A 25,025-nucleotide genomic window follows, 5' to 3' on the forward strand; every position below is an offset into this window, starting at 1 on the left:
AGCATGGTGTCGATGGAGCAGCTCGTCGGGTTCGTCGCGGTCGCCGAGGAGCTGCACTACGGCCGGGCCGCCGCGCGCCTGCGCATGACGCAGCCGCCGCTGAGCCGGCGCATCCAGGCGCTGGAGCGCGAGCTGGGCGTGGAGCTGTTCGACCGGACCCGCCGGGCGGTCCGGCTCACCCCGGCCGGGCGGGCCTTCCTCGCCGAGGCCCGCAAGGTGCTGCAGGTCTCGCAGGAGGCGGTGCTGACCGCCCGCCGCACGCCGCGCGGCGACGCCGGCGTGGTCACTCTCGCCTTCACCGCCACGACCGCCTACTCCTTCCTGGAGCGCGTCGTCACCGAGGCGGGCGCCCGGCTGCCCGGCGTGGAGCTGGTGCTGCGCGAGATGGTCACCGCCGCGCAGGTGGAGGCGCTGCTGTCCGGCGCGGTGGACGTCGGCATGGTGCGCCCCCCGGTGCGCACGGCCGACATCCGCACCGCGCCCCTGACCAGCGAGCCGCTGCTCGCGGCGCTGCCCGACGGCCACCCGCTGGCGGTGCGGGCGCCGTACCCGAGCGTGGCGGACCTCGACGGCGAGCCGTTCATCATGTACTCGCCGTCCGAGGCCCGTTACTTCCACGAGGTGCTGGTCGCGGTCTTCCGCACGGCCGGCGTGCAGCCGGTCCACCGGCAGTACCTGAGCCAGGTCCACACGGTCCTGGCCATGGTCAAGGCCGGACTCGGCCTGGCGCTGGTGCCCGCGGCGGCCTCCGCGCTGCGCATGGACGGTGTCGTGCTGCGGCCGGTGACCGGGCTCGGACCCGACACGGTGCGGCTCGATCTCGCCTGGCGGGCCGGCAACGACAATCCCGCGCTGGCCCCGCTCCTGCGCGCGATCCGACGTCTAGCCGGGGACCGGGAGGGTAGCCCGATCACATGAGCAGCCACAGTCATGAAGTCACCGACGCGATCCTCGACACGCTCAAACGCGCCAGCTCGGGGATGAAGGACGCGGGAGTGCAGTTCGCCCTGGCCGGGGGGTGCGCCGCCTACGCCAGGGGCGCGGCGCCCTCACTGCACGACGTGGACTTCGTCATCACCGAGCATGACGTGCCGGCCGCCTTGGAAGCGCTGCGCGGCCTCGGCTTCGAGACGGCCAAACCGCCGGAGGACTGGCTGGTCAAGGCGTACGACGACGGTCGGCTGGTGGACCTGATCTTCCGCATCTCCGACCGGCCGGTGACCGACGAGCTGATCGAGCGGGCCGAGCCGATGAAGGCGTCGGCGGTGATCGTGCCCGTGCTGGAGGCCACGGACCTGGTGATCTCCTGGTTGATGCCGCTGTCGGAGCACGCCTGCGACTACGGCGCGCTGCTGCCGCAGGTGCGGGCGCTGCGCGAGCAGGTGGACTGGCAGCGGGTGGCCACGGTGACGGCCGGCTCGCCGTACGCGGCGACCTTCCTCACGTTGCTGGAACGCCTGGGTGTGCTGGAGGCGCCGGTCAAGCCCAAGGGCGACCCGTCCTGGCCCTGAGGACCGGCCCTGAGGACCGGCCCTGAGGACCGGCCCTGAGGACGGGCGACGACGAAGGGCCGCACCCCGAGGGGTGCGGCCCTTCACCTTGACCGAAGGTCAGTGCGGGAACCGGCCGTAGTAGTCGCCCACCCGCGTCCGGTACTCGGGCTCCTTGAAGCGGCCCTCGTCGAACTCCGGAGCGTCCTTGATCTCCGCCTTGGTACGCGAGACGTACACCTCGCGTGCCTGGGGGTCGATCCGGGTGATGACACTCGCCGGCAGCATGACCTTCTTACCGAAGATCCACGGACCGGTGTCGACGACCAGGTAACTCTCGCCGACCTCGTACGTGGCCTCGTCGACGGAACCGATCTTTCCGTCGGTGGCGTGGACGTGGTAACCGTTGATGTCCAGCGCCTGGCCGCGGTCGTAGACGTCAGTTCGATAGTCCCAGAGCTCCATGAAGCTCACGTCCTCTCTGCTTCCGTCTCGTACTCGGGCCCGCTCCAGCTACCCGGAGAACCGCGGATAAACCGCGTACCGGAAATTCGTCAAGAAGCGGTCAAGCGAGGGGGGCGAAGCCACAGGCCGGCACAGACATGGAGCCCCGATCCCGGTACGATCCGCGTCACCGACCAAAGGGGATTCCGGATGAGCCTCGGTTCCTCCAGCGCGTGGGCGAGCGGTGAGTGGTCCCATGAGGAATGGGCCCCGGCCGGGGTCGACCCGTCCACGCCCAGCGTCGCCCGCGTCCACGACGTCCTGCTCGGCGGCGTGGAGAACTTCGCCGCCGACCGGTCCGTCGCGCGGCGGCTGAAGGAGGCGGTGCCCGAGGTCGTGGACCTGCTCTGGTGCGACCGGGCGTTCGTCGGCCGCGTCGTCGACTACCTCGTCCGCGAGGCCGGCGTCCGGCAGCTCGTGGACCTCGGCGCCGGCCTGCCCACCATCGAGAACACCCACGAGGTCGCCCAGTTCGCCGACCCCTCGACGCGCGTCGTCTACGTGGACGTCGATCCGATGGTGGAGCCGCACGCGCGCGCCATCCTCAAGGGCAACCCGCACGTGGCCGCCATCACCGAGGACGCCCGCGACGTCGCCGCCGTGCTGGGCAACCCCGAGCTGCGGCGGCTCATCGACCTGTCCCGGCCCGTCGCGGTGCTCGCGATCGGGCTGCTGCACCTGTTCCCCGACCAGGACGACCCGCACGGGATCGTCCGGCGCTACATGGACGCGCTGCCGTCCGGCAGCCACCTGGCGGCCTCGAACATGCTGGCCTCGTCCAATCCGAAGGCCCAGGCGCTGGAGGCGATGCTCCGGGTCACGATGGGCACCGGCCACTTCCGCTCCCGCGAGGAGATCGGCCGCTACTTCGACGGGCTGGAGCTGGTGGAGCCCGGCCTGGTGCGCTTCCCCGAGTGGCGGCCCGACGACCGGCTGCCCCACCCGCCGGCCGCCTGGGAGGAGCTCCTCCTCGGGGGAGTCGCCCGCAAACCGTGAGGCCCGCAAACCGTGAGGCCCGCAAACCGTGAGGCCCGCAAAACCGTGAGGCCCGCGAACCGTGAGGCCGCTAGGGTGAGGCACGTGCCGCGCTTCCTGATCTGCTCCCCGCCGCCCGCCCGGTAGCGGGCGGCCTCTTCTGACGTCTCGCCGGATCTGACCGATCCGGGGGTGGTCGCTGCCCGCGTACGGGCCCCCTTCCGACCACTCCGTCCGGAGAGATCTGTCATGACGCATGTCCCCTCACCCGTCTCCGCGCGCCGGGGAGCCCTCTACATGTCCGCGGCGGCGGCCGCCTGGGGCACCGGCGGCGCCGCGGGATCGCTGCTCTTCCAGTCCGGCGGGCTCGGCCCGGCCGGCGTGTCCCTGTGGCGCTACGCCCTCGGCGCCGTCGTCCTGCTCGCCCTCACCCGGCTGACCGGCGGCGCCCTCCCGCGCCTCGACGTCCGGATGGTGGTCGTGGGCGCCGGGATGGCCGTCTACCAGGCCGCGTACTTCGCGGCCATCGAGCGGTCCGGCGTGGCCGTCGCGACCGTGGTGACGATGGGCGCCACCCCGGTCGTCACCGAGCTGGGCGGGCGGCTCTTGCTCGGCGAGCGGTCCGGCCGCACCGGCCTGCTCGCCCTGGCCGCCGCGCTGGCCGGGCTGTTCCTGCTCACGGGCGAGAGCCTGCTCGCGGGCGGCGGCCGGCTCGGGGGCGTGGCGTTCGCCCTGCTGTCGGCCGCCGGGTACGCCGCGGTGACGCTGTACTCGCGGCGGCACCGGGCGGACTCCGGCGGCATGGCCGTGGGCGGGTTCGTGGTCGGCGCGGTGTGCCTGGCGCCGTTCGCGCTGGCCGGCGGCGCGGTGCCCGAGCCGACCGTGACGACCGTGGCGCTGCTGGCCTACCTCGGCGTGGTGCCGACCGCGCTGGCCTACGCCCTGTTCTTCCGGGCGCTGACCGCGCTGCGGGCCGCCACCGTGTCGGTCATCTCCCTCGGCGAGGCCGTCGGCGCGGCCGTGCTCGGCGTGCTGCTGTTCGGTGAGCGGCTGAGCGTGACCGGCTGGGCCGGGTGCGCGCTGCTGGCCGCCGCCGTGGTGGTGCCGGCCGTCCGCCCCGAGCAGCGATGACACGATGACGGACGGTTGATCGAGGGCTGACCGGGGGGCGGGGCGGCGGCGCGGAACGCCGTGCACGTCCCCATATGGGTTAGGGTCCGGTACGGCGACGCATGCCGTACCGTCGCTCCGCTCCCCACTTCGGTCACACTCGTGGAGGTGGGCACGAGAGGAACGCTGCCGGGCAGAGCGCGCGTTGGAGGGACTGTGGCGTCTATTTCGGGAATCTTGAAGAACCTCCTGGACCGTCCGGGAGGGGTGAGTCTGGGCCCGTACCAGAAGGTCGTCAAGGCGGCCCGCGAGCTGGCCGGCCCGGTCGGCGAGCTGGACGAGCTCGCCCGCCCCGCGATGGGCGACCTGGCGAGGTTCTGCGCCGTCGCCCGGGAGGCCGCCGACCGCTCGCTCGGGCTCCGGCCGTACGACACCCAGCTCCTCGGCACGCTGGCGCTGCTCGACGGGAAGGTCGCCGAGATGGCGACCGGGGAGGGCAAGACGCTGTCCGGCGCGATGGCCGCCGCCGGCTACGCGCTGCAGGGCAAGCGCGTCCACGTCATGTCCGTCAACGACTACCTGGCCCGGCGCGACGCCGAGTGGATGGCGCCGTTCTACGAGGCCATCGGCGTCACCGTCGGCTGGGTCGGGCAGTCCTCCACGCACGAGGAGCGGCGCGAGGCGTACTCCAGGGACGTCACCTACGGCGCGGTCAGCGAGATCGGCTTCGACGTGCTGCGTGAGCGCCTGCGCACCGACGCCGCCGAGCTCATCGTGCCCGCCCCCGAGGTCGCGCTGGTCGACGAGGCCGACTCCGTGCTGGTGGACGAGGCCCGCGTGCCGCTCGTCATGGCCGGGGCCTCCGACGCGGGCAGCGCCGTCCCCGAGATGGCCGCGCTGGTCAGGCAGCTCGTCCGCGGCTACCACTACGAGGTGGACGACCAGGCGCGCAACGTCTACCTGACCCCCAAGGGCGCCGACACGGTCGAGAACCTCCTCGGCGTCGACCTCTACGACGAGAACGAGCCCGGCACCCTCATCGAGCTCAACCTCGCCCTGCACGCCCACGTCCTGCTGGCCCGCGACGTCGACTACATCGTCCGCGACGGCCGGGTGCAGCTCATCAACGCCTCCCGCGGCCGCGTCGCGCTGCTCCAGCGCTGGCCCGACGGCCTCCAGGCGGCCGTGGAGGCCAAGGAGGCGCTGGCGCCCAGCGAGAAGGGGGAGATCCTCGACTCCATCACCGTGCAGGGCCTCGTCCGCCGCTACCCGCAGATCTGCGGCATGACCGGCACGGCCGTCGCGGTCAGCGAGCAGCTCGGCGAGTTCTACGGGCTCAAGGTCGCCGTCATCCCGTCCAACCGGCCCTGCGTCCGGAAGGACGAGCCCGACCGCGTCTACCCGGACGTGCCCGAGAAGGACGCCGCACTCGTCGAGGAGATCGAGGAGGTCCACGCCACCGGCCGGCCCATCCTCATCGGCACCCTCGACGTCGCCGAGTCGGAGAACCTCGCCGGGCTGCTGCGGCGGCGCGGCCTGGACCCCGTCGTCCTCAACGCCAAGAACGACGCCGAGGAGGCCGCGATCATCGCGCGGGCCGGCGAGCGCGACGCGATCACCGTCTCCACGCAGATGGCCGGTCGCGGCACCGACATCCGCCTCGGCGAGGGTGTGGCCGAGCTGGGCGGCCTGTACGTGATCGGCTCCGGCCGCCACGCCAGCAGCCGTCTGGACGACCAGCTCCGCGGCCGGGCCGGGCGGCAGGGCGACCCCGGCGGCTCGGTCTTCTTCGTCAGCATGCGCGACGACCTGGTCACCCAGTTCGCGGCCGACGAGCGGCCGCCCGCGGCCGACGCCGACGGCGTGGTCAGGCACCGCCGCGGCGCCTACATCGTGGCCCACGCCCAGCGGGTCGCCGAGGGGGTCAACCTGCAGATCCACCGCAACACCTGGCGCTACACCCGGCTGCTGGAGCAGCAGCGCGAGCTCATCCTGGAGTGGCGCGACAAGGTGCTGCACGGCGACGCCGCCGCGCGGGCGCTGGCCGAGGGCGACCCCGAGCGGTGGGCCTCCATGCCCGAGGAGACCCGCGAGGAGACGGCCCGGCAGATCGTGCTGCACGCCATCGACCGCTGCTGGACCGAGCACCTGGCCTTCCTCACCGACCTGCGTGAGGGCATCCACCTGCGGGCGCTCGGCCGGATGAGCCCGATCGACGAGTTCCACCGGGAGGCGGTCGCCGAGTACAAGGCGATGCTGGCCGAGGTGGAGCGCCGGTCGCTGGAGGCGTTCGAGGCGCCCGAGCCCGACCTCAAGCGGCCCACGGCGACCTGGACGTACATGGTGCAGGACAACCCGTTCGGTACCGAGTGGGACCGGATACTCAAGCGCGTGGGGTCGGGCGGCCGGCGCCGTTAGGAATCGGCCGCCGTACCTGACAGAAGATGGCAGGTATGCCTGCGAGGCTTGGGCCATGACAACGAAGGCGAAGCTCCTGGCCGTCACCATCGACTGCGCGGAGCCCAAGAAGCTGGCCGAGTTCTACCACGAGATCACCGGTCTCGACCTGCAGTACGCCGAGGAGGAGTACGCCGCGGTCGGCGACGGCACCACCGCGATCTACTTCGGCCGCGTCCCCGACCGCGAGCCGGCCCCCTGGCCGGGCGCGGCCAAGCAGTTCCACCTCGACTTCCGGGTGCCCGACGTGGAGAAGGCGGTCGAGGAGTACATCGCGCTGGGCGCCACCAAGCCCGACTTCCAGCCGGGCGTCACGGACGAGGGCGTGGGCTGGATCGTGCTGCGCGACCCCGAGGGGCACCTGTTCTGCGTCTGCCCCGAGCGTTCCTGACGCCGGCTACGGCCCTGGTCACAGGGCCTGTCCGGGGACTCGGCGGGCGAATGTTGTCCAAAAGGATGATTCCTGTGCTCCGCTTCCCTCTTAAGCTGGAGCAATGCTCCTCCACACGCCCCTTCCCCTGCGTGGGCGCCGATGACCTGGGCCGGACTCCTCATCGCCCTGCTCGGTGCCCTGGGATACGCGCTCGGGGCGGCCCTGCAACAGTACGAGGCCGTGGCGGCGGGTGCCTCCCTCAAGCTGGTGAGACGCCCCCGCTGGTGGATCGGCGGTGTCATCGGGTTCACGGGGGCGAGCCTGCACGCCGTCGCGCTCAGCTTCGCGCCGCTGGTCGCGGTGCAGCCCATCAGTGTGGCCACGCTGGTGTTCGCCGTGCCGCTGGCCGCGCTCATGTACGGGCGGCGGCCGTACCGCGCCGAGGTCCTCGGCTCGCTCGCGGTCGCCGTCGGCCTGGTGTGGCTCATGCTGCTCGTCCCCGCGCACAACGTCGTCCCGCACCTGAGTGACGGTGCCGCGCTCGCGTTCATCGGCGTGATCGCGGCGATCGCGCTCGTCTCCGAGCTGGTCTCCCGCCGGCTGCGCGGCCCCGGCAAGGCGCTGGTGATGTCGGTGGGGGCGGGAGTCGTCACGGCCAGCGTCTCCACGTTCGTGCGCGTGGTGGGCGGCGGCATGCAGGGCGACTGGGGCCGGCTGCTGCACTGGTTCACGCTGGTCGTGCCGGTGCTGCTGGTCTGCGCGGTCGTGCTGCTCCAGCGCTCGTACGCCATCGGCTACTTCGGCATCGCCTACGCGGGCGTCCAGGTCGTCGACCCGGTCACCTCGGTGCTGGCCGGGGCCGTCCTGCTGGGCGAGCCGCTGCCGGCCAGCCCGTCCACGGCCGTCCCGGCGCTGCTGGCCGGCGCGCTGACCATCGCCGGCACGATCACGCTGGGGCGCCTGGCCCCCGACCACTCGCGGCCCGCCGCGGTGGAGTCCATTCCAGTACCTCCCGCATTGACCTCGGCATCCGATCGGAAGTGAGCCGGGCCGCCAGGGCCATCCCCGCGTCGCGCAGCGACACCGCGACGGGGTTGCGCACCTTCGTCGCCCGGCACACCGCCATCGAGCGCCGCACGAGCGTGGCCGTCCGCTCCACGCGGGCCGCCGAGTAGGCGGCCAGGTCGCCGCCCGCCGCGTACGCGAGCACGACCCCGTCCTCGATCGCCTGGCAGGCGCCCTGCCCCAGGTTCGGCGTCATCGGGTGGGCCGCGTCGCCCACCAGCGCCACCCGTCCCCGGTGGAAGGCGGGCAGCGGCGTGGCGAACGTGTGAATGTCGTTGCGCAGAATCCGCTCCGCCGCGACGTCGCGCAGCAGCGACGGGATCGGCTCGTGCCACCCGCCGAACCTGCGCAGCAGCTCCTCCCGCTCGTCGCCGCCCGATGCCCCGGCCGACTCCCCGGCCGGGGACACGTCGGTCGCGTAGAAGTAGACCAGGCCGCCCGCGAGGAGGTGGGCGCCGAACAGCCTGCCCCTGCCCCACGTCTCGGTGCTGGGCAGCGGGCCGCCCGTCCACGGCACCAGCCCGCGCCAGGCCGTCACCCCGGAGTACACCGGGCCCGGATGGAAGGGGAAGAGGGCGCGACGGGTCGCCGAGCGGATGCCGTCGGCGGCCACGACCAGCTCGCCCACACGCTCGCCCGCGCTCGTGCGGACGGTCCCTGTGTCCGGCTCCACCTCCGTCACCTGGACGCCCAGGTGGAGGGCGTCCGCGCCCAGCGCCTCCGCCAGCAGCTCCACGAGCGCCGCCCGCGGCAGCACCACGACCGAGTCGCTGAACTCCTTCCTGACGCGCTCCTCCGTGCTGCGCGCCAGCCACCGGCCGTCCGGCCTGCGGAGGCCCAGCGTTCCCTGGACCCGTGACAGCGCGCGCACCGGGTCGCCGAGTCCGAGGGTGTCGAGGGCCCGCAGCGCGTTCGCCGCGACGGCCAGGCCCGAGCCGACCGGCTGCAACCGCTCGGCCCGCTCCAGCACGGTCACGTCCCACCCCGCCTGTCGCAGTGCGATCCCCGCGGTAAGCCCGCCGATCCCCGCGCCGATCACCACAGCAGCCGGCATCTCCGCCTCCTTAACTACGTCTGTAGTTTGACGATACTACGGCTGTAGTACGGGAAACTACAGTGGTAGTGATCTGCCCGTAGGATCGGGTGCTGTGAAGCGTTCAGAGGCGGTGGCGGAGGCGGCGATCACGCTGCTGGCCGAGCGGGGAATGCGCGGCCTGACCCATCGGGCCGTGGACGAGACCGCCGGCCTGCCGCCCGGCTCGGCCTCCAACCTCGCCCGCACCCGCGCCGCGCTGCTCGAACTCGCCCTGGCCCACCTCGTCGAGCTGGAGGAGCGTGCCCTGGCCCCGGCCCTGGAAGCCGGGCTTCCGGCGCGCGACCGGCGCCCCTCGCGCGAGGACCTGCTGGAGCTGCTCGTGGAGGCGCTGGACGTGCAGCTCTCCGACGCCCGGCGCACGCTGGCCCGCTACGAGCTGGCCCTGGAGGCCACCCGCCGTCCCGAGCTGCGCCGCGTCTACGACCGGGCCGGCCGCCGCTTCCGCGACCCCGCCGTGGCGTTGCTGGCCGCCCTGGGCTCGCCGGATCCGGTACGGCACGCGCACCAGCTCGTGGCGTTCACCGAGGGCGTCATGTTCGACGCGATCGCCGGGGCGGGGGAGCGCCCGTCCAGGGACGACGTGCGGGCGGCGATGCGCGAGCTGCTGACCGGCATGCTGGGAGCCGGCTGAGCCCGTTCCGGCCGATCGGGCCCGTCGGGCGGGTCGGACGGGTGGGCTCGTCGGACGGGCTCGTCAGGCGCGCTCGTCAGGCGGTGAGGCGGGCCCGGTGGGGCGGCCACTCCTCCTGGAGGATGCCGAAGAAGACCGTGTCGCGCCAGGTGCCGTCCGGCCGCCTGCGGTGACGCCGCAGCGTGCCCTCGTGGACGCCGCCGATCCGCCGGATCGCGTTCTGCGAGCGCGTGTTCAGCACGTCCGTCTTGAGCAGCACGCGGTTGTACCCCAGCTCGCCGAAGGCGTGGTCGATGAGCAGCACCTTGCAGTTCGTGTTCACGGCCGTGCGCCAGACCGCCCTGCCGTACCAGGTCCAGCCGATCTCCACGCTCTCGTCGAAGCCCGGCACGTCGGCGTAGGTGGTCCAGCCCACGGCCCGGCCGCTCTCGCGGGGGACGACCGCGAGCGGGACGTGCTTGTCGTCCGCTATCAGCCCGGCGGCCACCTCCCTCAGCTCCTCCTCGGTCCGGGGGCGCGCGGGCATCCAGCGCCACACCTCCGCGTCGTCCCCGCCTGCGGCGAACAGGTCGGGCACGTGGGAGAGGGTGAGGGGTTCGAGTCGGACGACGTCGTTCTCGAGCACCACGGGAGAGGGAAGCTTGGCGGTCATGGCGGCCAGCCTAGGAGGCGACCGGAAACCGGGTTATGGCCACATGGGGCCTTTTGGCGAAGACCACTGTCTCCGACGAACACGACTGTCGACACTCATACCGGCCGGTCGGTAGGCTCGGCGGCATGGACTTCGCCTACGACAGCGTCACCCAGGAGTTGCGCGAGCGGCTGCTGCGCTTCATGGACGAGTGCGTCCACCCGGCCGAGGCCGCCTTCGCCGAGCAGGCCGCCACCAGCGGCTGGAGCGCTCCGCCGCTGCTCGCCGACCTCAAGGACGAGGCGCGCAAGCGCGGCCTGTGGAACCTGTTCCTGCCCGGCGCCGACGGGGCCGGGCTGACGAACCTCCAGTACGCGCCGCTGGCGGAGATCATGGGCCGCAGCCCGCACCTCGCTCCCGTCGCCACCAACTGCGCCGCGCCGGACACGGGCAACATGGAGGTGCTGTCCATGTTCGGCGACGACTGGCAGCGCGAGGAGTGGCTGCGGCCACTGCTGGACGGGGAGATCCGGTCCGCGTTCGCCATGACGGAGCCCGACGTGGCCTCCTCCGACGCCACCAACATCGCCACCTCGATCGTCCGTGACGGCGACGAGTACGTCATCAACGGCCGCAAGTGGTTCATCTCGGGCGCCATGAACCCCGAGTGCAAGATCTTCATCGTCATGGGCAAGACCGACCCGGAGGCCCCGTCGCACCGGCAGCAGAGCATGGTGCTGGTGCCGCGTGACACGCCCGGCATGGACATCAGGCGCGGCATGAGCGTGTTCGGCTACGACGACGCCGACCACGGCGGCCACGCCGAGATCGTGTTCGAGGACGTCCGCGTCCCGGTCGACAATCTCATCGGCGAGCAGGGCGGCGGCTTCGCGATCGCCCAGGCCAGGCTCGGGCCGGGCCGCATCCACCACTGCATGCGGCTCATCGGCATGGCCGAGCGGGCCGTCGAGCTGATGTGCCGCCGCGCGCTGAGCCGGACCACGTTCGGCAAGCCCGTCGCCCAGCAGGGCGTGGTCCAGGACTGGATCGCCGAGTCCCGCGTCCGCATCGAGCAGCTGCGGCTGCTCGTCCTCAAGACGGCCTGGCTCATGGACACCGTCGGCAACCAGGGCGCGCACACCGAGATCCAGGCCATCAAGATCGCGACTCCGGTGACCGTGGAGTGGATCCTCGACAAGGCCATCCAGGTCCACGGGGCGGGCGGCGTCTCGCAGGACTTCCCGCTGGCCGGCCTGTGGGCCGGGGCCCGCTCCCTGCGCCTGGCCGACGGCCCGGACGAGGTCCACAAGCGGTCCCTGGCCTACCGCGAGCTCAAGAAGTACATGTGACACCGATCGGAGGACCCCGAGTGGACGAAGCGCGGCTCAGGGAGCTGGTGGCGGACTTCCTCGCCCGCCACGACCCCGGAGGCGACCGGCTGGAGTTCCTGCGCGCCAGGTTCGACGCCGGGCTGGCCTGGATCTGGTACCCGGAGGGGCTCGGCGGCCTCGGCCTCTCACCCGAGCTGCAACGGGTCGTGGAGGAGGGGCTCGCCGGCACGCCGCAGATCGACACCGGCGTCCAGGGCATCGGCCTCGGCATGGCGGCGCCCACGATCCTGACGTTCGGCACCGGGGAGCAGAAGCGGCGGTTCCTGCGCCCGCTGTGGACCGGTGAGGAGGTCTGGTGCCAGCTCTTCAGCGAGCCCGGCGCCGGGTCCGACCTCGCCACGCTCGCCACCCGGGCCGTCCGGGACGGCGACGAGTGGATCGTGGACGGGCAGAAGGTGTGGACGTCCGGCGCCCACCACGCCCGGTGGGCGATCCTCGTCGCCCGCACCGACCCGGGCGTGCCCAAGCACCGCGGCCTGACGTACTTCGTGTGCGACATGCACGCCCCCGGCGTCGAGGTCCGGCCGCTGCGGCAGATCACCGGCGAGGCGGAGTTCAACGAGGTCTTCCTGACCGGTGTGCGGCTCCCCGACGACCTGCGGCTCGGCCAGGTCGGTGACGGCTGGCGCGTCGCGCAGACCACGCTCATGAACGAGCGCGTCGCCATCGGCGGCGCGCGCGTGCGGCGCGGCGGCGGCATGCTCGCCCCGGTGCTGGAGACCTGGAGCGAGCACCCCGAGCTGCGCACCCACGACCTGCACCAGCGGCTGCTCGCCCTGTGGGTGGAGGCCGAGGTCACCCGCCTGTCGGGCGCTCGGCTGCGCGAGCAGCTCGCCGCCGGCCAGCCCGGCCCCGAGGGGTCGGGCATGAAACTGTCGTTCGCCAGACTCAACCAGGCGCTGTCGGGTCTCGACGTGGAGCTCCGCCGCGACCTCGGCTACGACGACTGGACCTTCCGCCGCTCCGACACCGTCGACTTCTACGGCCGCGGCGCCGGCTACCGCTACCTGCGCGCCAAGGGCAACTCCATCGAGGGCGGCACCTCGGAGATCCTCCGGAACATCATCGCCGAGCGTGTCCTCGGCCTGCCCGCCGAACCCCGCGTCGACAAGGACGTCCCCTGGAAGGACCTGCCGCGATGACCCTGCTGTACTCGGAGGTCGAGGAGGAGCTGCGGGCCGCCGTCCGCGCCGTGCTCGCGGACCGCTGCCCGCCCGCCGCCGTCCTGGCGCGCGTCGAGTCCGAGCCGTACGACCCGGGCCTGTGGAAGACCCTCGCCGGCGAGATCGGCGTGGCGGGGCTGCTGATCCCGGAGACGCACGGGGGCGTCGGGGCCACGGCGAGCGAGGCGGCCGTGGTGCTGGAGGAGCTGGGCCGCGGGGTGGCGCCGGTGCCGTTCTTCACCAGCTCGGTCCTGGCCACGTACGCGCTGGTCCGCGCCACGGGGACGGGCGCCGGTGAGACGGCCGCGGGCGTCGAGCTGTTGCGGGGGCTCGCGGAGGGCCGGGTGACGGCCGCGCTGGCGGTCCCGTTCGCCGCCTCGCCGTACCGGCCCTGGCACGGCTCCCCGGTGCGCTCCGGAGAGCCCGGAAGCGGCGGCGAGGCGCGGCTGTCGGGGAGCGTGCGGAGCGTGGCGGGGGCCGACGTGGCCGACGTCCTGCTCGTCCCGGTCCCCGGGGCCTCGGCGGACGGCTCGGCGACCCTCCACGCCGTCGAACGCGACGCCGCGGCCGTCCAGGCGGTGCCGTCGCTGGACCTGACGCGCCCGGTGGCGACCGTGACCCTCGACGGCGCGCCCGGCACGCGGCTCGGCGTGGTGGACCTGGCCGAGGTGCTGCGGTTCGGCGCGGGGCTGCTGGCCTCGGAGCAGCTCGGCGTGGCCGAGTGGTGCCTGGAGACCACGCTCGCGTACGTCAAGGAGCGCCGTCAGTTCGCCCGGCCGGTGGGGTCGTTCCAGGCGGTCAAGCACCGGCTGGCGGACCTGTGGCTCGACGTGGTCAGGGCCAGGGCCGCCGCCAGAGGCGCCGTGTCGGCTTCTGACGAGGGAGTGCCGGGCGGGGCCGGGCTCGACCCGGTGGCCGTCGCCGTGGCCCAGGCGTGGAACGGCGGCGTGGCCGTGCACGCGGCCGAGGAGGCTCTCCAGCTCCACGGCGGGATCGGGATGACCTGGGAGCATCCCGTGCATCTCTTCCTCAAGCGCGCCAAGGCCGGAGAGATCGCTCTCGGCACCCCCGGCGACCACCGGGAGGCGCTCGCCTCACTCGCCGGTGTGCCCGGCCCCGGCGCGGAGTGAGGTGAGCAGCAGGTCGGCGAAGTGCCTTCCCACCTGGGCGCCGGTCAGCGGCCCGTCCGCGTGGTACCAGGTGCCCAGGTGGTGGACCGAGCCGAAGAAGTAGTCGACGACCAGGTCGGCCGGGACGTGGTCGCTGAAGGTGCCCTCGCGCTGCCCCTCGGCCACGAGGTCGCGGAATCGCTCGTGGTAGCGCCGGCGCTCGGCCCGCACGCTCTTCTGCGTCTCGGGCGCGAGCAGGTGCATCGACCGGAAGAAGATCTTGGAGTCGTCCAGGTTGGCGGTGGTGGTCTCGACGACGTCGGCCGCGGCGGCGTGCAGCCGCTCGGCGACCGTGCCCGAGCCGTCGGCGATCCGGGTGAGCCTGTCCATCTGCATGCGCAGCACGCGAGCGTAGATCTCGTGCAGCAGGTCATCCTTGGAGCTGAAATAGTGGTACATGGCGCCCTTGGTGACGCCCGCCGCCAGCACGATCTCCTGCACCGAGGTGCCCTCGAAGCCCCTCTCGGCGAACAACCGCGTCGCCGCGCCCAGCAGCCGGCCGCGTACCGGTTCTTCCTTCACGTGTCCCCCTTGGTCACCTCCGACAGGATACCGACTGGTCGGTTGAGCGGTCTTCCCGGTGCTATTTCCGTCACCTTAGGGTGCCCTTGCTTGGAGTGGGGTATTACTTGACTTGGCGAGGGATCTTCGGCGTGGCAGATCCCGTTTGGTTTCGGTTCCATCTCATCATTCGGGGAGTTTGCCGTGCCCGGTGGCTCTATCTACGTGCAGCAGGACGCGAAGTACGCCGGCTCGTCGCCGCAGTGGTACTACGAGAAGTTCTGGCGTGAGGCGGCCAAGAGCCGCCAGCGGTCCCGGATGGTCAAGGCGGCCGTCGGCTTCGTGGCCGGCATCGGGCTCGCCATCCGCTTCGGCCTCGACCTCGTCCCCCTGTACGGCCTCGCGCTCGCCGGCGTCGTCGCCGCCGCCGACTGGTGGCTCGCCTGGAGCTCGTTCCGGGCCACGGCGGTCTGGCGGGGCCAGCGGCGCGGCGAGGCCATCACCGGCCGCCTGCTGCGGCGCTCGCTCCGCAGGCGCGGCTACAAGGTCCTCGACGGCCGTGCCATCCGCGGCCAGGCGTCCATCGACCACCTCGTGATCGGCCCCGGCGGGCTGTGGATCGTGGACAACGAGTCGTGGAGCCCCGACACGGAGATCGCCGCGTACGGCGGCAGGCTCTTCTTCGGCGAGAAGTACGGCACCAACGTCGCGAAACCGCTGGCCGAGACCGCCGGCGCGTTCGCCGAGATGCTGACGCGCGAGACCGGCGTCCCGGTCACGATCACGGTCATGCTGGCCGCGCACTCCGGCTCGCTGCCGCGCGGCGGCAGTGTCACGGCGGAGGGCATCACGCTGATCAAGCCCCGCCTGGTGGCCCGCCGCATCAAGGCGTCGCGGGAGGTCGTCCTGGACGACGACCAGATCGAGCTGCTGACCCGCACGGCGGCCCGCGAGCTCCAGCGCTCCTGACCGTACCCCGGAGTCAGGTCAGACGCGGCCTTCGAGGTGGTCGTCGTGGCGTGGGGCGCTCCCGCCGGTGAGGTGGGCGAGGGTGCCGGTCACGTCCAGCAGCCGCTCCAGCGCGGCGCCGCGGTCGCCCACGAGCAGCAGCGCCCCCGCCTGGTCCGCCCGGCGGCGGGCCACCAGCAGCGCGGACAGGCCGCTGGAGTCGCACAGCCACAGCCCGGCGCAGCCGATCCGCAGCTCGCGCGGCGCGCCGGGCCCGGTCAGGGCGGCGGTGACGGCTTCGAAAACTCCTCCGCGGTGGTGTGGTGGAGATCACCGTGCAGGCCGATGCGCAGGCTGTGCCGGGGCGGACGTCTCCTGCGTGAGTTCCAGCGGCTCGGGAACGAAGCCGGTCACGCGCTGCCTCCAGGAGCGTCGACGGCGGGCGACGGGACAGCGGTGACGTCGCCCGGCGGGACCGGCCTCGGCGGGCACGCTGCTACTGGACGCTAACGTGGCCGCAGGGTCAGTCGAGGCTCTCGATGAACGCTGTGAGCTGGGAGACGTTGCGGCACTCGTACATGGGCACGACGCCCGCGTACGCGCTCGCGACGGAGTCGCCGGTGTCCCACTGCGCCTTCGGCTCGGGGTTCAGCCAGTAGGCGTGGCGGGCCCGGCCGGCCAGGGCCCTGAGGGTGTCGAGGGCGGGCGGCTGGTAGTTGGAGCGGGCGTCGCCGAGGATCAGCAGTGACGTCCTCGGCCCGACAGCGTCGCCGTGGCGCTCGGCGAAACGCTCCAGGGCGTAACCGTAGTCGGTACGGCCGAACCGCACCATGTCGGCCTCGTTCGCCAGCCTGGTCATGGCGTCGACCACGTCCGTGCCGGGCTGGAAGAACCGGGTGATCTCGTCCACCGTGTCCACGAACCCGAACGCCCGTACCTTGGCGAACTGCTCTCTCAGCGCGTACGTGAGCAGCAGCGTGAAGTGCGCGAACGACGAGACCGAGTCGCTGGCGTCGCACAGCACGACCAGCTCGGGCCGGTGCGGGCGGGGCGGCCGGAACGAGGGCGTCAGCGGCACGCCGCCGCTCTGCAGGGACGCGCGCACGGTGCGGCGGAAGTCGAGCCGGCCCCGCCTGCCCCGCCGCCGGCGGATCACCAGCCGGGTCGCCAGCCGCCTGGCCAGCGGATACACCTCGCGACGCAGCAGGGCCAGGTCCTCCCTGGTCGCCCGCAGGAAGTCGACCTGGTCGAGCGGCGGGCGCACGGCCGAGCGCGCGATGCGCTCCACGCCCGAGTCCTCGGCGATGCGGCGGCGCACGTCGGCGGCCACCGCCTCCTCGAAGCGCCGGACCCCGGCCGTCACCTGCTGCCGGACCGTCCGCTCCGCCAGGCCGCCGCGCTCGCGTCCCGCGAGGACCTCGCGAAGGATCCCGGCCATCAGCGTCTCGGGCGACAGGGCCCGCATGACGCTGTAGGAGAACCAGTTCTGCCGACCCGGCCCGGCCTGCTGCCGCCCGAACCGCTCCACCATGGACCGGGCGAACTCCCGCAACTCCGCGTCGCCGCCCCCGGTCACCAGCCCGGCCAGCCGCTCCCGCAACTCGGCGACCGACGCCTCCTCCAGCTCCCTGGGGCGAAGGTCACCCGACCCTCCTGCCATGACTGGTCCCGACATGACGGGCGGGAACCACAGGTCGAACAGCACGTCGAACCCCGGCCGATGCGCGGGCCGCTTGACCATCGTCGCCGCGTAGGCGGCGCGCAGCGACTCGCGCTCGGCCAGGTCGATCACCCGCAGGGCCTGTACCGCGTCCAGCCCCTCGGCCACAGACACGGGCAGTCCCGCCTCCCGCAGTGCCCGCACGAACCCGACATGCCTGCCGACCAGCGACTCACCCACCGGACAGGCCCAGTTCCTTCAACACCCGCCGGTGGTCGGAGGCGTGCTTGAGCACCACGCCCAGCGTCCCGGCGACGGTCGCCTCGTCCAGCTCCTCGCGTCCCAGAGCGAGCAGCGTGTTGGCCCAGTCCACGGTCTCCGCCACGGACGGCGCCTTCTTCAGCTCCAGCCCCCGCAGCGTCGCCACCGTACGGGCGAGCTGCTCCGCCAGGTCGGCGCGGATCGTCGGAACCTGCGCGAGCACGATGTCCCGCTCCCGCTCGGGCGTCGGGTAGCCGATGTACAGGTACAGGCAGCGGCGCTTGAGCGCCTCGGACAGCTCGCGGGTGGCGTTGGAGGTCAGCACCACGTACGGCCTGCGGACCGCCGAGATGGTTCCCAGCTCGGGGATCGTCACCTGGTAATCCGACAGCAGCTCCAGCAGCAGTCCTTCGACCTCGACATCCGCCTTGTCGGTCTCGTCCACCAGCAGCACGGTCGGCACGCCGGCCCGGACGGCCTTCAGCAGCGGCCGTTCGAGCAGGAACTCCTCGCCGAAGATGTCCTCGTCGGTGCTGGTGGCCTGGATGCGGAGCAGTTGCTTCTTGTAGTTCCACTCGTACAGGGCCCGCGCCTCGTCCAGCCCCTCGTAACACTGGAGCCGTATCAGCTCGGACCCGCTCGCCCGCGCCACGGCCTTGGCCAGCTGCGTCTTGCCCACCCCGGCGGGCCCCTCGACCAGCAACGGCCTGCCGAGCGCGGCGGCCAGGAAGACGGAGGTGGAGATGGCGTCGTCGGAGAGGTATCCCGCGGCGGCGAGCCGCTCACCGACCTGGGCGGGGGAGTCGAACATGAAGGCTCCTGTCGTCACAGCCGAACCTTATTCTAGTCTGCTTGGGTCCGGCGCTCCCGGTCCATCTGATGCCGGACTCCGGCCGATTCGACCAGGATGCCGAGTGCCGGTATATTCCTCTCAGCAACGCGCCGCTAGCTCAGTTGGTTAGAGCAGCTGACTCTTAATCAGCGGGTCCGGGGTTCGAGTCCCTGGCGGCGCACCGCAACACGAAGACCCCAGGCCGCTCCGGCGACCTGGGGTCTTCGTGTTGCGGTCAGGGAGACGGGGTCCCGTCCGGCCAAACACAGGGAGAGGCCGCTCCAAGGTAGAGACTGTCTCCTTCAACCCAGGTGAGCGTCATGGTGAAACCGTCGGGCCTGGACTCTCCGGTCACTCCTGGATTGCCGGTGCCGCCGATCGAGGTGATGCGATGACCGTGGGCCTCCCAGTAGGCGCGGACCTGCCGTGAGATCGCCACGTTTTCGCTCTTGGGAACACCACGAAGCCAGTAGGCGCGGCTGACAGTGATCTGGTCCTGTGACTTGTCCTCATCCAGGCAGGCGGTGGGCGCGGTGAACATGGGAAGCTGCTCCAACTCCGGCCGAGGGGTGAGCCCGTTGGCCGTGTCACGGATGAGCTGCTCGACCCGGGTGAGCGCCTGAGTCTGATTGATGGTCACTCCATTCGCCGAACATCCGGAGACGAGGAGAACAGAGGCGGCGAGGAGGCGCAGCACAGCGTCATCCCTTCGTGGGAGGCGGGTCAGTCCCGAACTGAGGCATGAGCAGCTGAGGGCGCTGATCAAGAGGCAGAGGAACGGCGAACTTGCCGTACTCACCGTTGATGATGTGCCCGATGTTCTGCAGTGAAGGCGAATGAGGCTTCCAGTAGCTGCTGTGCGCCTCCGTGAACAGCTCTCGTCCCACCGGAAAACGCCTCGCCCCGAACGACTCGTCCCCCGGGTCCCTGCCGAACCTGCCCAGTGCCGCCACCGGGTCGTTGCCGGCCTCGCCCACCCACACGTGCGCCGGGTCGACGCCGAGCCGCGAGGCGTGGTCGACGCCGGTCCCCGGGCTGCCGATGAGGATGAGGTCGTCCGCGAGCCTGCCCGGGCGCAGGGCGGCGGCGTGGCCCGTGGTGAGCGAGCCGTAGCTGTGCCCGATGACGACGCTGCGTGCCGTCCCCGAGGGCGCGTGCGCGGCGTGCAGGCCGTCGGCGAACGCAGCGAGCGCCCTGCCGCCCCTGGCTGCCGCGTTGTCGGCGGCGACGGACCTGGTGAAATCGAACAGGCCCGGGTCGATCTGCGGGGCGTCATAGCCGAGCCAGGTGATCGACGCTATCGAACGTTCTCCGCTGGTCGCGCGCGCCTGCTGCCACAGCGCCCGGGACCGCTCCAGATCTCCCCGCGCGGCGTCCAGCCCCGACGTGAGCCCCGACACAGACGTGACGGTGATGTCCGCCGTGTCCGGATCCCCCCAGGAGACGACGAGCCGCCCCTGGCCCGTCACGTCGAACGCCAGCAGCAGCGGCGCCGGATGCCCCGCCACCGGGCGGAGCTCCGACTCGATGAGGTCCATGCGCCGCAGCCGGGCGGCGATGCGTTCCCAGCCGCCCAGCAGGCCCGGGTCCGCGAGGCGGCCGAGGTCGGCCGTGGCCGTCTCCAGCTCCCGCTCCAGCCGGGTCCGCTCCTCGGCCAGCCCGCGGCGGTTGGCCCGGTCCCGGACCGTGGCGGGCAGGCCGTTCAGCAGCCCGGACCACGGGAGCGTCACCAGGCGTTCCCGCGCCTCGGGCGGCAGCGTGTGCCACCATGCGGCGACCCGCGCCGCCAGGCCCGCGTCGGCCCCGCTCTCCTGGACGGTCAGCAGCCGCGTCACCGCGTGCTCGTCGCCCGCCGCGATGCGCGCCAGCAGGCGCTCCGCGCCGCCCGGGTCGGGGGCGTGGCCGCCGAACAGGCCGTACGCCGCGAGCCCCGCCGGCAGCGACGGGCCGGGCACTGTCTCACGGATCAGGTTCAGGCGGCGCCGCAGGTCGTCGCCGTGGGCGGCGGTCCAGGTGGCGATGCGGCGGAGCTCGTGACCGGGCTCGGCGGGCAGGCCGTGGGCGGACAGCTCGGCGGCGAGGCGCGCCCCGGCGACCGGCAGCGTCTGTGCGGCATGGCCCAGGGACGCCACCAGGGCGGTCATGGTGTTCTGCTCGATGCCCTGGAAGCGGCCCGGGGCGGGCGTCAGGGCCGTGACGGACGTGGTCAGCGCGGGAACGGCCGGGGCCGGTCCGCCGTGCCGTACGACGAGGAGGGCGAGCGCGTGCAGCGCGTCCGCGAGCGAGGACTGGAGGCGGGCCCGGTGGCGGGCCAGGTCCTCCGCGAAGGCGGGGGCGCCGCCGCCGACCCAGGCGTGGGCGTGCGCGAGCCGGGCCGCCGGGTCGAGGTCGGCATGATGGCCCGCCGCGAGTGCCGCCGCCCGCCCGTACGCGGCGAGTGCCGCCGCCGCCCGCTCGTACGCCACGAGAGCCGCCGCGCTGTGATCCGCCATGACGCGGCCAAGAATGCCAGGGCAGCCCCGGGGCCCTCAGCCGATCGGCGACTCCTCCGGGTATCGGGGCATGCGGTGTGAATCTCCGGTGGGGGCGGGGTACTGCCGTGTTCATGGCTTGTCGTATCAGTGAGTTGGTGCTGGATTGTCACGACCCCGAGCGGCTGGCGGCGTTCTGGTGTGAGGTGCTTGGGTTCGTGGTGATAGGCCGGGAGGAGGGGAGCGTGGAGATCGGGCCGGAGAAGGGTGGGTTCGGGGGGCTGCAGCCGACCCTCGTGTTCAGCCCGTCCGACGACCCGAGGCCAGGGAAGCTCCCGCTGCACATCGACGTGAACCCGACCGATCGCGACCAGGCCGCCGAGTTGGAGAGGCTGCTCGCGGCGGGGGCCCGGCCGGCGGACGTGGGGCAGACCGGCGAGGAGTCGTGGCACGTGCTGGCCGACCCGGAGGGCAACGAGTTCTGCCTCCTGCGCCGAAGACTGGACGGTTGAGCAGGCTTCACGGCCGTGGCGGTCCGTAGAGGTCTGAGGCGGTCCGTGGCGGTCCGAGTTGGTCTGAGGCGGTCCGCGTCCGCCCGGTTCCTGTACGACTTCGACAACCTGCTGCTGTCACACCACGACCGCTCCAGGGTGGTCACCGACGGCCTCCGCCGGCAGAACCTCGCTCCGCACGGCCCGGTTCCCCGTCTGGTGCTCCTGGACGGCTTCACGGCGGCGACCTGGACGTTCGCCACCGTACGCGGCGCGGCGACTCTGACCGTGCACCTGTTCGCGTCGCTGTCCGCTCCCGACCGCGAGGCGTTGACCGTCGAGGGCGGGAGCCTGCTGGACTTTCTCGCCCCCGAAGCGTCACACGAGATCCGCTTCACCGCCCCAGGTCGCCACCACGTGGAGGAGGTCATACCGGCACCGTGATGCGGCGGTGCCTGGGCGCGGTCTCCGCCGGCCACCGGATCACTGCTGACCGTACGCGACCGGGCACGTCTCGGATTGAAAGACCCGCCCGAAGCCGGCGAAGACATCACTGACCAGGCTCGACATGCCCGCGTGTGCTTGGTGGCGGCTTCTGGCCGAGGAGGCGGAGGAGCAACCGGGGCTCGCCCGGCCAGGCGTCCAGCAGCACCTCGCGGGGCACCTGCCGGGCGGCGTACCGCAGTGCCAGGGCGACCACCACGATGTCGTCCAGCGGGCCGATGACCGGCAGGAACTCGGGGATCAGGTCGACCGGGCTGGCCACCCACACACCCGCGACCATGATCGCAATCTTCGCCCGGCGCGGCACCGCGGGGTTGCGGCGGAGCCTGCGGACGGTGGTCAGGCAGTCGGGGATGAACGCGGCGAGGTCCCGCGCGAGCCCGGGCGGCAGGCGGCGCGCCAGCAGGACGAGCACACCCCACGTGGCCATCACGCACACGACCGTGACCGCCGGCACGATCAACCAGCCACTCACGACGTCCCCGCCCTCTTCGGAGCCGCGGCGATCACCGCCCGGCCTCCAGCCAGTACGACCTCACATCACTGTACGGCGACCCCCTGCACGCCCGCCCCGTGCCCACGTCCACCGGGTCCACGCGCCCGCCCGGCGACCGTCCGCCGGTGGTCCACGCGTCCGCCCTGTACGTACACACCCGCACCCCGCGCCGCCTCACCACAAGCGTCACCCCCGGCTGGCGAAACCGGTAGGGTCGCCTTCCTCTTTCGGTCACCCCAGGGGGAGGATGGTCCGCATGAACACGCGACCACTCGGACAGACCACCGTCAGCTCCATCGGTCTCGGCGCGATGCCCATGTCAGTGGCCGGGCACATGCCCGACGAGGCCCAGTCGGTCCGGACGATCCACGCGGCGCTCGACGCCGGCGTGACGCTGATCGACACGGCCGACGCCTACACTCCCGCGTCCGACGAGGTGGGTCACAACGAGCGGCTGGTCGCCAAGGCGCTCGCGAGCTGGGGCGGTGACAGCGACGCGGTGCTGGTGGCCACCAAGGGCGGCCACACGCGGCCCCCGGAGGGCGGATGGGGGCTGGACGGCCGGCCGTCGTACCTGGTCGAGGCGTGTGAGCGGTCCCTGAAGGCCCTGGGCGTCGAGGCGATCGGCCTCTACCAGCACCACCGGCCCGACCCGGCCGTGCCGTACGAGGAGACGATCGGCGCGCTGCGCGACCTGCTCGACGCCGGCAAGATCCGGATGGCGGGCATCTCCAACGCGAACCCGCGCCAGATCAGGATCGCCTACGACATCCTCGGCGGCCGGCTGGCGAGCGTGCAGAACCAGTACTCGCCCGCGTTCCGCTCCAGCGAGCCGGAGGTGGACCTGTGCGAGGAGCTGGGCGTGGCGTTCCTGCCGTGGTCGCCGCTGGGCGGGATCAGCGCGGCGGGGCGGCTCGGCGGCGCGTACGAGGGGTTCGCCAGGGTGGCCGAGCAGCGCGGGGTGTCTCCGCAGCGGGTCTGCCTGGCCTGGGAGCTGGCGCGCAGCCCGGTCATGGTCCCGATCCCCGGGGCGAGCCGGCCGGAGAGCATCCTCGACTCTGTGGCGGCGGCGGACCTGGTCCTCACCTCCGAGGAGCTCGCCGCTCTCGGCGGCTGAGGCGGCCCGCCGGTTTCGCGCGGCGGGTTCGGGCGTGCGAAGCTTTGAATGTCCCCAACACCAGGAGGTCCTCATGACGGAAACACCGGAGCCGGAAGCCAGCGAAACTCCCGAGGACGAGTTGAAGCGCAAGTTCCGTGAGGCGCTGGAGCGCAAGCGTGCGCGGCAGGCCGACTCGGGCGCTGGTGGCAGGGGCGGCGACGCTTCCAAGATTCACGGCGCTCACGGACCGGCCGCCAGCAAGCGTTCCTTCCGGCGCAAGAGCGGAGGCTGAGGCGTCCGGAGCACGGGCTGAGACCTGGTTTCCTGGAGGGGTACGGCATGCCGTACCCCTCTTTTTCTTTGCCTGCAAGGTAGATCTTCGCCCGATTTATGGGCTTACCTTTGCTTTTGTCCGGTTCGCTGGCTAGAGTCAAGCGCATTCCGGTCAGTGACCTAGCCCTTCGTCAGGAAGCGGCGACTGGCCGGCGCCGAATCCCGCGCCGCGCGGGAACCGGGGACCCACCTCTGGGGTGAATCCGGCCGCACCTTGGCCGGTAGGGCATCTCCACGTCCGAACCCGTCAGCTAACCCGGTAGGCGAGATGGAGAGGACAAGACTTCATGCGCTACCGCGTACCCCCGGACGGGACAGTGTCACCAGCCGCCTCCTGAGCGGCACCCCTTCCCCCTGACCTTCTCTCGCGCTCTCGCGTAGTGCCCGTTCGGCGTTCTGCCCGGCTACGCGTCCCCATCTCTTCTGAGCGCGCCCCTCTGTACCCCACGTAAAGGACTTTTTCAACACATGTCCGAACGACTTGGCATGCGTTCCTTCAGCCTCTTCACGGCGGCCGTACTCGGCGCGCTCACCATCGGCGCCGGCACCACGGCGGCGCACGCCGACACCGACGAGGGCCAGCAGGTTCTCCTCAAGGGCTCGACCACCGCCTCCTACTTCTGGGACGACTCCTCCGGCCGCGCCGGCGACACCGGCCTGCCGGCCAGTGGCAAGCCCATGCAGAAGGGTCTGGCCGCCAGCCCCAGCTGGCCGCTCATGACCGAGGGCTACGTCATGTACAAGGGCAAGAAGGCCCCCTTCTTCGTCGGGGACCGCGGCCCGGGCGTGCCCTCCAGCAGCGGCGTCATGCTCGACCTCGACGCCAAGACCTTCGCCCAGCTCACCGGCGGCCGCTTCAACTCCAGCACGCTCGGTGTGGACGGCGTCGGCGGCCAGGGCCACATCAAGGTGAGCTACGTCATCACCAAGTGGGGCAACGGCGTGGGCAAGAAGAACCACCCGGTCGCCTTCTCCACCGGCGCCTGGCGTCGCGTCGACCACAACCCGGCCAAGCCGCCGGTGCTGGCCGAGGACAAGTCCACCGCTCCGGAGGAGTCCGGCGCCGGATCCGCCGGCAAGGGCACCTCCGTCTCGTCCCGTGACAAGGACCACGCCCGCGTGGTGAACGCCTCCCAGGCCACCACCCGCACCGAGGCCCGCGACGCCACCCCCGGCGACGAGGGTCTGAGCACCTCGGCCAGCCTCGCCCTGGTGGGCGTGGCCGCGGTCGGCGGCGGCCTGTACCTCGGCCGCGACCGCCTGCGCAAGCTCGTCCAGCGCTGACCCCCTCGTCCAGCGCTGACCCCCTCGGCCTGCGGCCGCCTCCCCCGGGCGGCACGCCGGCCGGCACCCGACCATCGGCCGGGTCCGGAC

General features: G+C 72.4%; 26 protein-coding genes, 1 tRNA gene, 1 pseudogene and 1 riboswitch. Of the genes and pseudogenes, 18 read left to right on the forward strand and 10 right to left on the reverse strand.

Translation table 11 applies throughout. The features are described from left to right. Positions 1–3: 3 nt before the first annotated feature. Entirely contained in the window at positions 4–918 is a 915-nt protein-coding gene (locus tag AB0H64_RS06000; RefSeq protein WP_357620573.1) for a LysR family transcriptional regulator, read from the forward strand. Continuing rightward, positions 915–1,511: a nucleotidyltransferase gene (locus AB0H64_RS06005; RefSeq protein ID WP_357620575.1), complete on the forward strand. Its 597-nt coding sequence runs from the start codon at positions 915–917 to the stop codon at positions 1,509–1,511. The genes AB0H64_RS06000 and AB0H64_RS06005 overlap by 4 nt, the downstream gene beginning before the upstream one ends. 99 nt (positions 1,512–1,610) lie before the next feature. On the opposite strand, the gene AB0H64_RS06010 is transcribed toward AB0H64_RS06005, so the two are convergent. Continuing rightward, positions 1,611–1,955 carry a PRC-barrel domain containing protein gene (locus AB0H64_RS06010; protein ID WP_357620809.1) on the reverse strand — a complete coding sequence of 115 codons (345 nt, stop codon included), beginning with the start codon at positions 1,953–1,955 and terminating at the stop codon, positions 1,611–1,613. 189 nt (positions 1,956–2,144) lie between these two features. On the opposite strand from AB0H64_RS06010, the gene AB0H64_RS06015 reads away from it, so the two are divergent. The 5 genes from AB0H64_RS06015 (at position 2,145) to AB0H64_RS06035 (ending at position 7,953) form a co-directional block, all read left to right on the forward strand. After that, entirely contained in the window at positions 2,145–2,990 is an 846-nt protein-coding gene (locus tag AB0H64_RS06015; RefSeq protein WP_357620577.1) for an SAM-dependent methyltransferase, read from the forward strand. 228 nt (positions 2,991–3,218) lie between these two features. Then, positions 3,219–4,100: an EamA family transporter gene (locus AB0H64_RS06020; protein ID WP_357620579.1), complete on the forward strand. Its 882-nt coding sequence runs from the start codon at positions 3,219–3,221 to the stop codon at positions 4,098–4,100. A 204-nt stretch (positions 4,101–4,304) separates the two neighbouring features. Then, positions 4,305–6,497: an accessory Sec system translocase SecA2 gene (gene secA2, locus AB0H64_RS06025; protein ID WP_357620811.1), complete on the forward strand. Its 2,193-nt coding sequence runs from the start codon at positions 4,305–4,307 to the stop codon at positions 6,495–6,497. Positions 6,498–6,552: 55 nt separating this feature from the next. Continuing rightward, positions 6,553–6,927 carry a VOC family protein gene (locus AB0H64_RS06030; protein ID WP_357620581.1) on the forward strand — a complete coding sequence of 125 codons (375 nt, stop codon included), beginning with the start codon at positions 6,553–6,555 and terminating at the stop codon, positions 6,925–6,927. Between the two features lie 141 nt (positions 6,928–7,068). Then, on the forward strand, positions 7,069–7,953 hold the full coding sequence (locus tag AB0H64_RS06035) for a hypothetical protein (protein WP_357620583.1): 885 nt from the start codon (positions 7,069–7,071) through the stop codon (positions 7,951–7,953). On the opposite strand, the gene AB0H64_RS06040 is transcribed toward AB0H64_RS06035, so the two are convergent. Beyond that, a complete protein-coding gene (locus AB0H64_RS06040) occupies positions 7,856–9,028 on the reverse strand; it encodes an FAD-dependent monooxygenase (RefSeq protein ID WP_357620585.1) in 1,173 nt (390 codons plus the stop codon). The two genes, AB0H64_RS06035 and AB0H64_RS06040, sit on opposite strands and share 98 nt — an antisense overlap. Positions 9,029–9,122: 94 nt before the next feature. Here AB0H64_RS06040 and AB0H64_RS06045 point away from each other — a divergent pair, with 94 nt between their 5' ends. Further along, complete coding sequence (locus AB0H64_RS06045; RefSeq protein ID WP_357620587.1) at positions 9,123–9,701, forward strand: TetR family transcriptional regulator C-terminal domain-containing protein; 579 nt, start codon at positions 9,123–9,125, stop codon at positions 9,699–9,701. Positions 9,702–9,777: 76 nt separating this feature from the next. On the opposite strand, the gene AB0H64_RS06050 is transcribed toward AB0H64_RS06045, so the two are convergent. Continuing rightward, complete coding sequence (locus AB0H64_RS06050) at positions 9,778–10,353, reverse strand: GNAT family protein (protein WP_357620589.1); 576 nt, start codon at positions 10,351–10,353, stop codon at positions 9,778–9,780. A gap of 125 nt (positions 10,354–10,478) precedes the next feature. Here AB0H64_RS06050 and AB0H64_RS06055 point away from each other — a divergent pair, with 125 nt between their 5' ends. From AB0H64_RS06055 to AB0H64_RS06065, 3 genes are read left to right on the forward strand one after another with little or no spacing between them, the layout of a single operon-like run. Then, positions 10,479–11,681, forward strand: coding sequence for an acyl-CoA dehydrogenase family protein (locus AB0H64_RS06055; RefSeq protein WP_357620591.1), 1,203 nt, complete (start codon positions 10,479–10,481; stop codon positions 11,679–11,681). Positions 11,682–11,701: 20 nt separating this feature from the next. Continuing rightward, positions 11,702–12,865, forward strand: coding sequence for an acyl-CoA dehydrogenase family protein (locus AB0H64_RS06060; protein WP_357620593.1), 1,164 nt, complete (start codon positions 11,702–11,704; stop codon positions 12,863–12,865). Beyond that, the gene (locus tag AB0H64_RS06065) at positions 12,862–14,016 is read left to right on the forward strand and encodes an acyl-CoA dehydrogenase family protein (protein WP_357620595.1); all 1,155 of its coding nucleotides are present in this window, start codon (positions 12,862–12,864) and stop codon (positions 14,014–14,016) included. The genes AB0H64_RS06060 and AB0H64_RS06065 overlap by 4 nt, the downstream gene beginning before the upstream one ends. On the opposite strand, the gene AB0H64_RS06070 is transcribed toward AB0H64_RS06065, so the two are convergent. Beyond that, positions 13,981–14,577, reverse strand: a complete 597-nt coding sequence (locus tag AB0H64_RS06070; protein ID WP_357620598.1) for a TetR/AcrR family transcriptional regulator — start codon at positions 14,575–14,577, stop codon at positions 13,981–13,983. The two genes, AB0H64_RS06065 and AB0H64_RS06070, sit on opposite strands and share 36 nt — an antisense overlap. 183 nt (positions 14,578–14,760) lie before the next feature. On the opposite strand from AB0H64_RS06070, the gene AB0H64_RS06075 reads away from it, so the two are divergent. After that, positions 14,761–15,525, forward strand: coding sequence for a nuclease-related domain-containing protein (locus tag AB0H64_RS06075; protein WP_357620600.1), 765 nt, complete (start codon positions 14,761–14,763; stop codon positions 15,523–15,525). A gap of 18 nt (positions 15,526–15,543) precedes the next feature. Here AB0H64_RS06075 and AB0H64_RS06080 read toward each other — a convergent pair. The 3 genes and pseudogenes from AB0H64_RS06080 to AB0H64_RS06090 form a co-directional block, all read right to left on the reverse strand. Continuing rightward, positions 15,544–15,795, reverse strand: a pseudogene (locus AB0H64_RS06080) (hypothetical protein); the annotation flags it as partial. A gap of 232 nt (positions 15,796–16,027) precedes the next feature. Beyond that, positions 16,028–17,404 carry a VWA domain-containing protein gene (locus AB0H64_RS06085; protein WP_357620602.1) on the reverse strand — a complete coding sequence of 459 codons (1,377 nt, stop codon included), beginning with the start codon at positions 17,402–17,404 and terminating at the stop codon, positions 16,028–16,030. After that, positions 17,397–18,236 carry a MoxR family ATPase gene (locus tag AB0H64_RS06090; protein WP_357620813.1) on the reverse strand — a complete coding sequence of 280 codons (840 nt, stop codon included), beginning with the start codon at positions 18,234–18,236 and terminating at the stop codon, positions 17,397–17,399. Before AB0H64_RS06090 ends, AB0H64_RS06085 begins: the two co-directional genes overlap by 8 nt. A gap of 128 nt (positions 18,237–18,364) precedes the next feature. Between AB0H64_RS06090 and AB0H64_RS06095 the strand changes: the two genes are divergently transcribed. Then, positions 18,365–18,438: transfer RNA gene (locus AB0H64_RS06095), tRNA-Lys, on the forward strand. A gap of 54 nt (positions 18,439–18,492) precedes the next feature. Here AB0H64_RS06095 and AB0H64_RS06100 read toward each other — a convergent pair. Then, the gene (locus AB0H64_RS06100; RefSeq protein ID WP_357620604.1) at positions 18,493–18,954 is read right to left on the reverse strand and encodes a hypothetical protein; all 462 of its coding nucleotides are present in this window, start codon (positions 18,952–18,954) and stop codon (positions 18,493–18,495) included. Positions 18,955–18,958: 4 nt separating this feature from the next. Continuing rightward, complete coding sequence (locus tag AB0H64_RS06105; RefSeq protein ID WP_357620606.1) at positions 18,959–20,749, reverse strand: alpha/beta hydrolase; 1,791 nt, start codon at positions 20,747–20,749, stop codon at positions 18,959–18,961. Positions 20,750–20,862: 113 nt separating this feature from the next. On the opposite strand from AB0H64_RS06105, the gene AB0H64_RS06110 reads away from it, so the two are divergent. Both AB0H64_RS06110 and AB0H64_RS06115 read left to right on the forward strand, forming a co-directional pair. Further along, positions 20,863–21,240, forward strand: a complete 378-nt coding sequence (locus AB0H64_RS06110) for a VOC family protein (RefSeq protein WP_357620608.1) — start codon at positions 20,863–20,865, stop codon at positions 21,238–21,240. 45 nt (positions 21,241–21,285) lie between these two features. After that, positions 21,286–21,663, forward strand: a complete 378-nt coding sequence (locus AB0H64_RS06115; RefSeq protein WP_357620611.1) for a crosslink repair DNA glycosylase YcaQ family protein — start codon at positions 21,286–21,288, stop codon at positions 21,661–21,663. Between the two features lie 106 nt (positions 21,664–21,769). Here the strand turns inward: AB0H64_RS06115 and AB0H64_RS06120 are convergent, their stop codons facing one another. Next, complete coding sequence (locus AB0H64_RS06120) at positions 21,770–22,198, reverse strand: DUF1232 domain-containing protein (RefSeq protein WP_357620613.1); 429 nt, start codon at positions 22,196–22,198, stop codon at positions 21,770–21,772. 277 nt (positions 22,199–22,475) lie between these two features. Between AB0H64_RS06120 and AB0H64_RS06125 the strand changes: the two genes are divergently transcribed. The 3 genes from AB0H64_RS06125 (at position 22,476) to AB0H64_RS06135 (ending at position 24,935) form a co-directional block, all read left to right on the forward strand. Further along, complete coding sequence (locus tag AB0H64_RS06125) at positions 22,476–23,336, forward strand: aldo/keto reductase (RefSeq protein ID WP_357620615.1); 861 nt, start codon at positions 22,476–22,478, stop codon at positions 23,334–23,336. A gap of 73 nt (positions 23,337–23,409) precedes the next feature. Next, the gene (locus AB0H64_RS06130) at positions 23,410–23,610 is read left to right on the forward strand and encodes a DUF5302 domain-containing protein (RefSeq protein ID WP_357620617.1); all 201 of its coding nucleotides are present in this window, start codon (positions 23,410–23,412) and stop codon (positions 23,608–23,610) included. A gap of 184 nt (positions 23,611–23,794) precedes the next feature. Next, a riboswitch (cyclic di-AMP (ydaO/yuaA leader) is annotated at positions 23,795–23,932 on the forward strand. 187 nt (positions 23,933–24,119) lie between these two features. Continuing rightward, positions 24,120–24,935: a hypothetical protein gene (locus tag AB0H64_RS06135; protein ID WP_357620619.1), complete on the forward strand. Its 816-nt coding sequence runs from the start codon at positions 24,120–24,122 to the stop codon at positions 24,933–24,935. Positions 24,936–25,025 lie beyond the last annotated feature (90 nt).

It is taken from the genome of Nonomuraea sp. NPDC050733 (assembly GCF_040654215.1).
Classification (GTDB): domain Bacteria; phylum Actinomycetota; class Actinomycetes; order Streptosporangiales; family Streptosporangiaceae; genus Nonomuraea.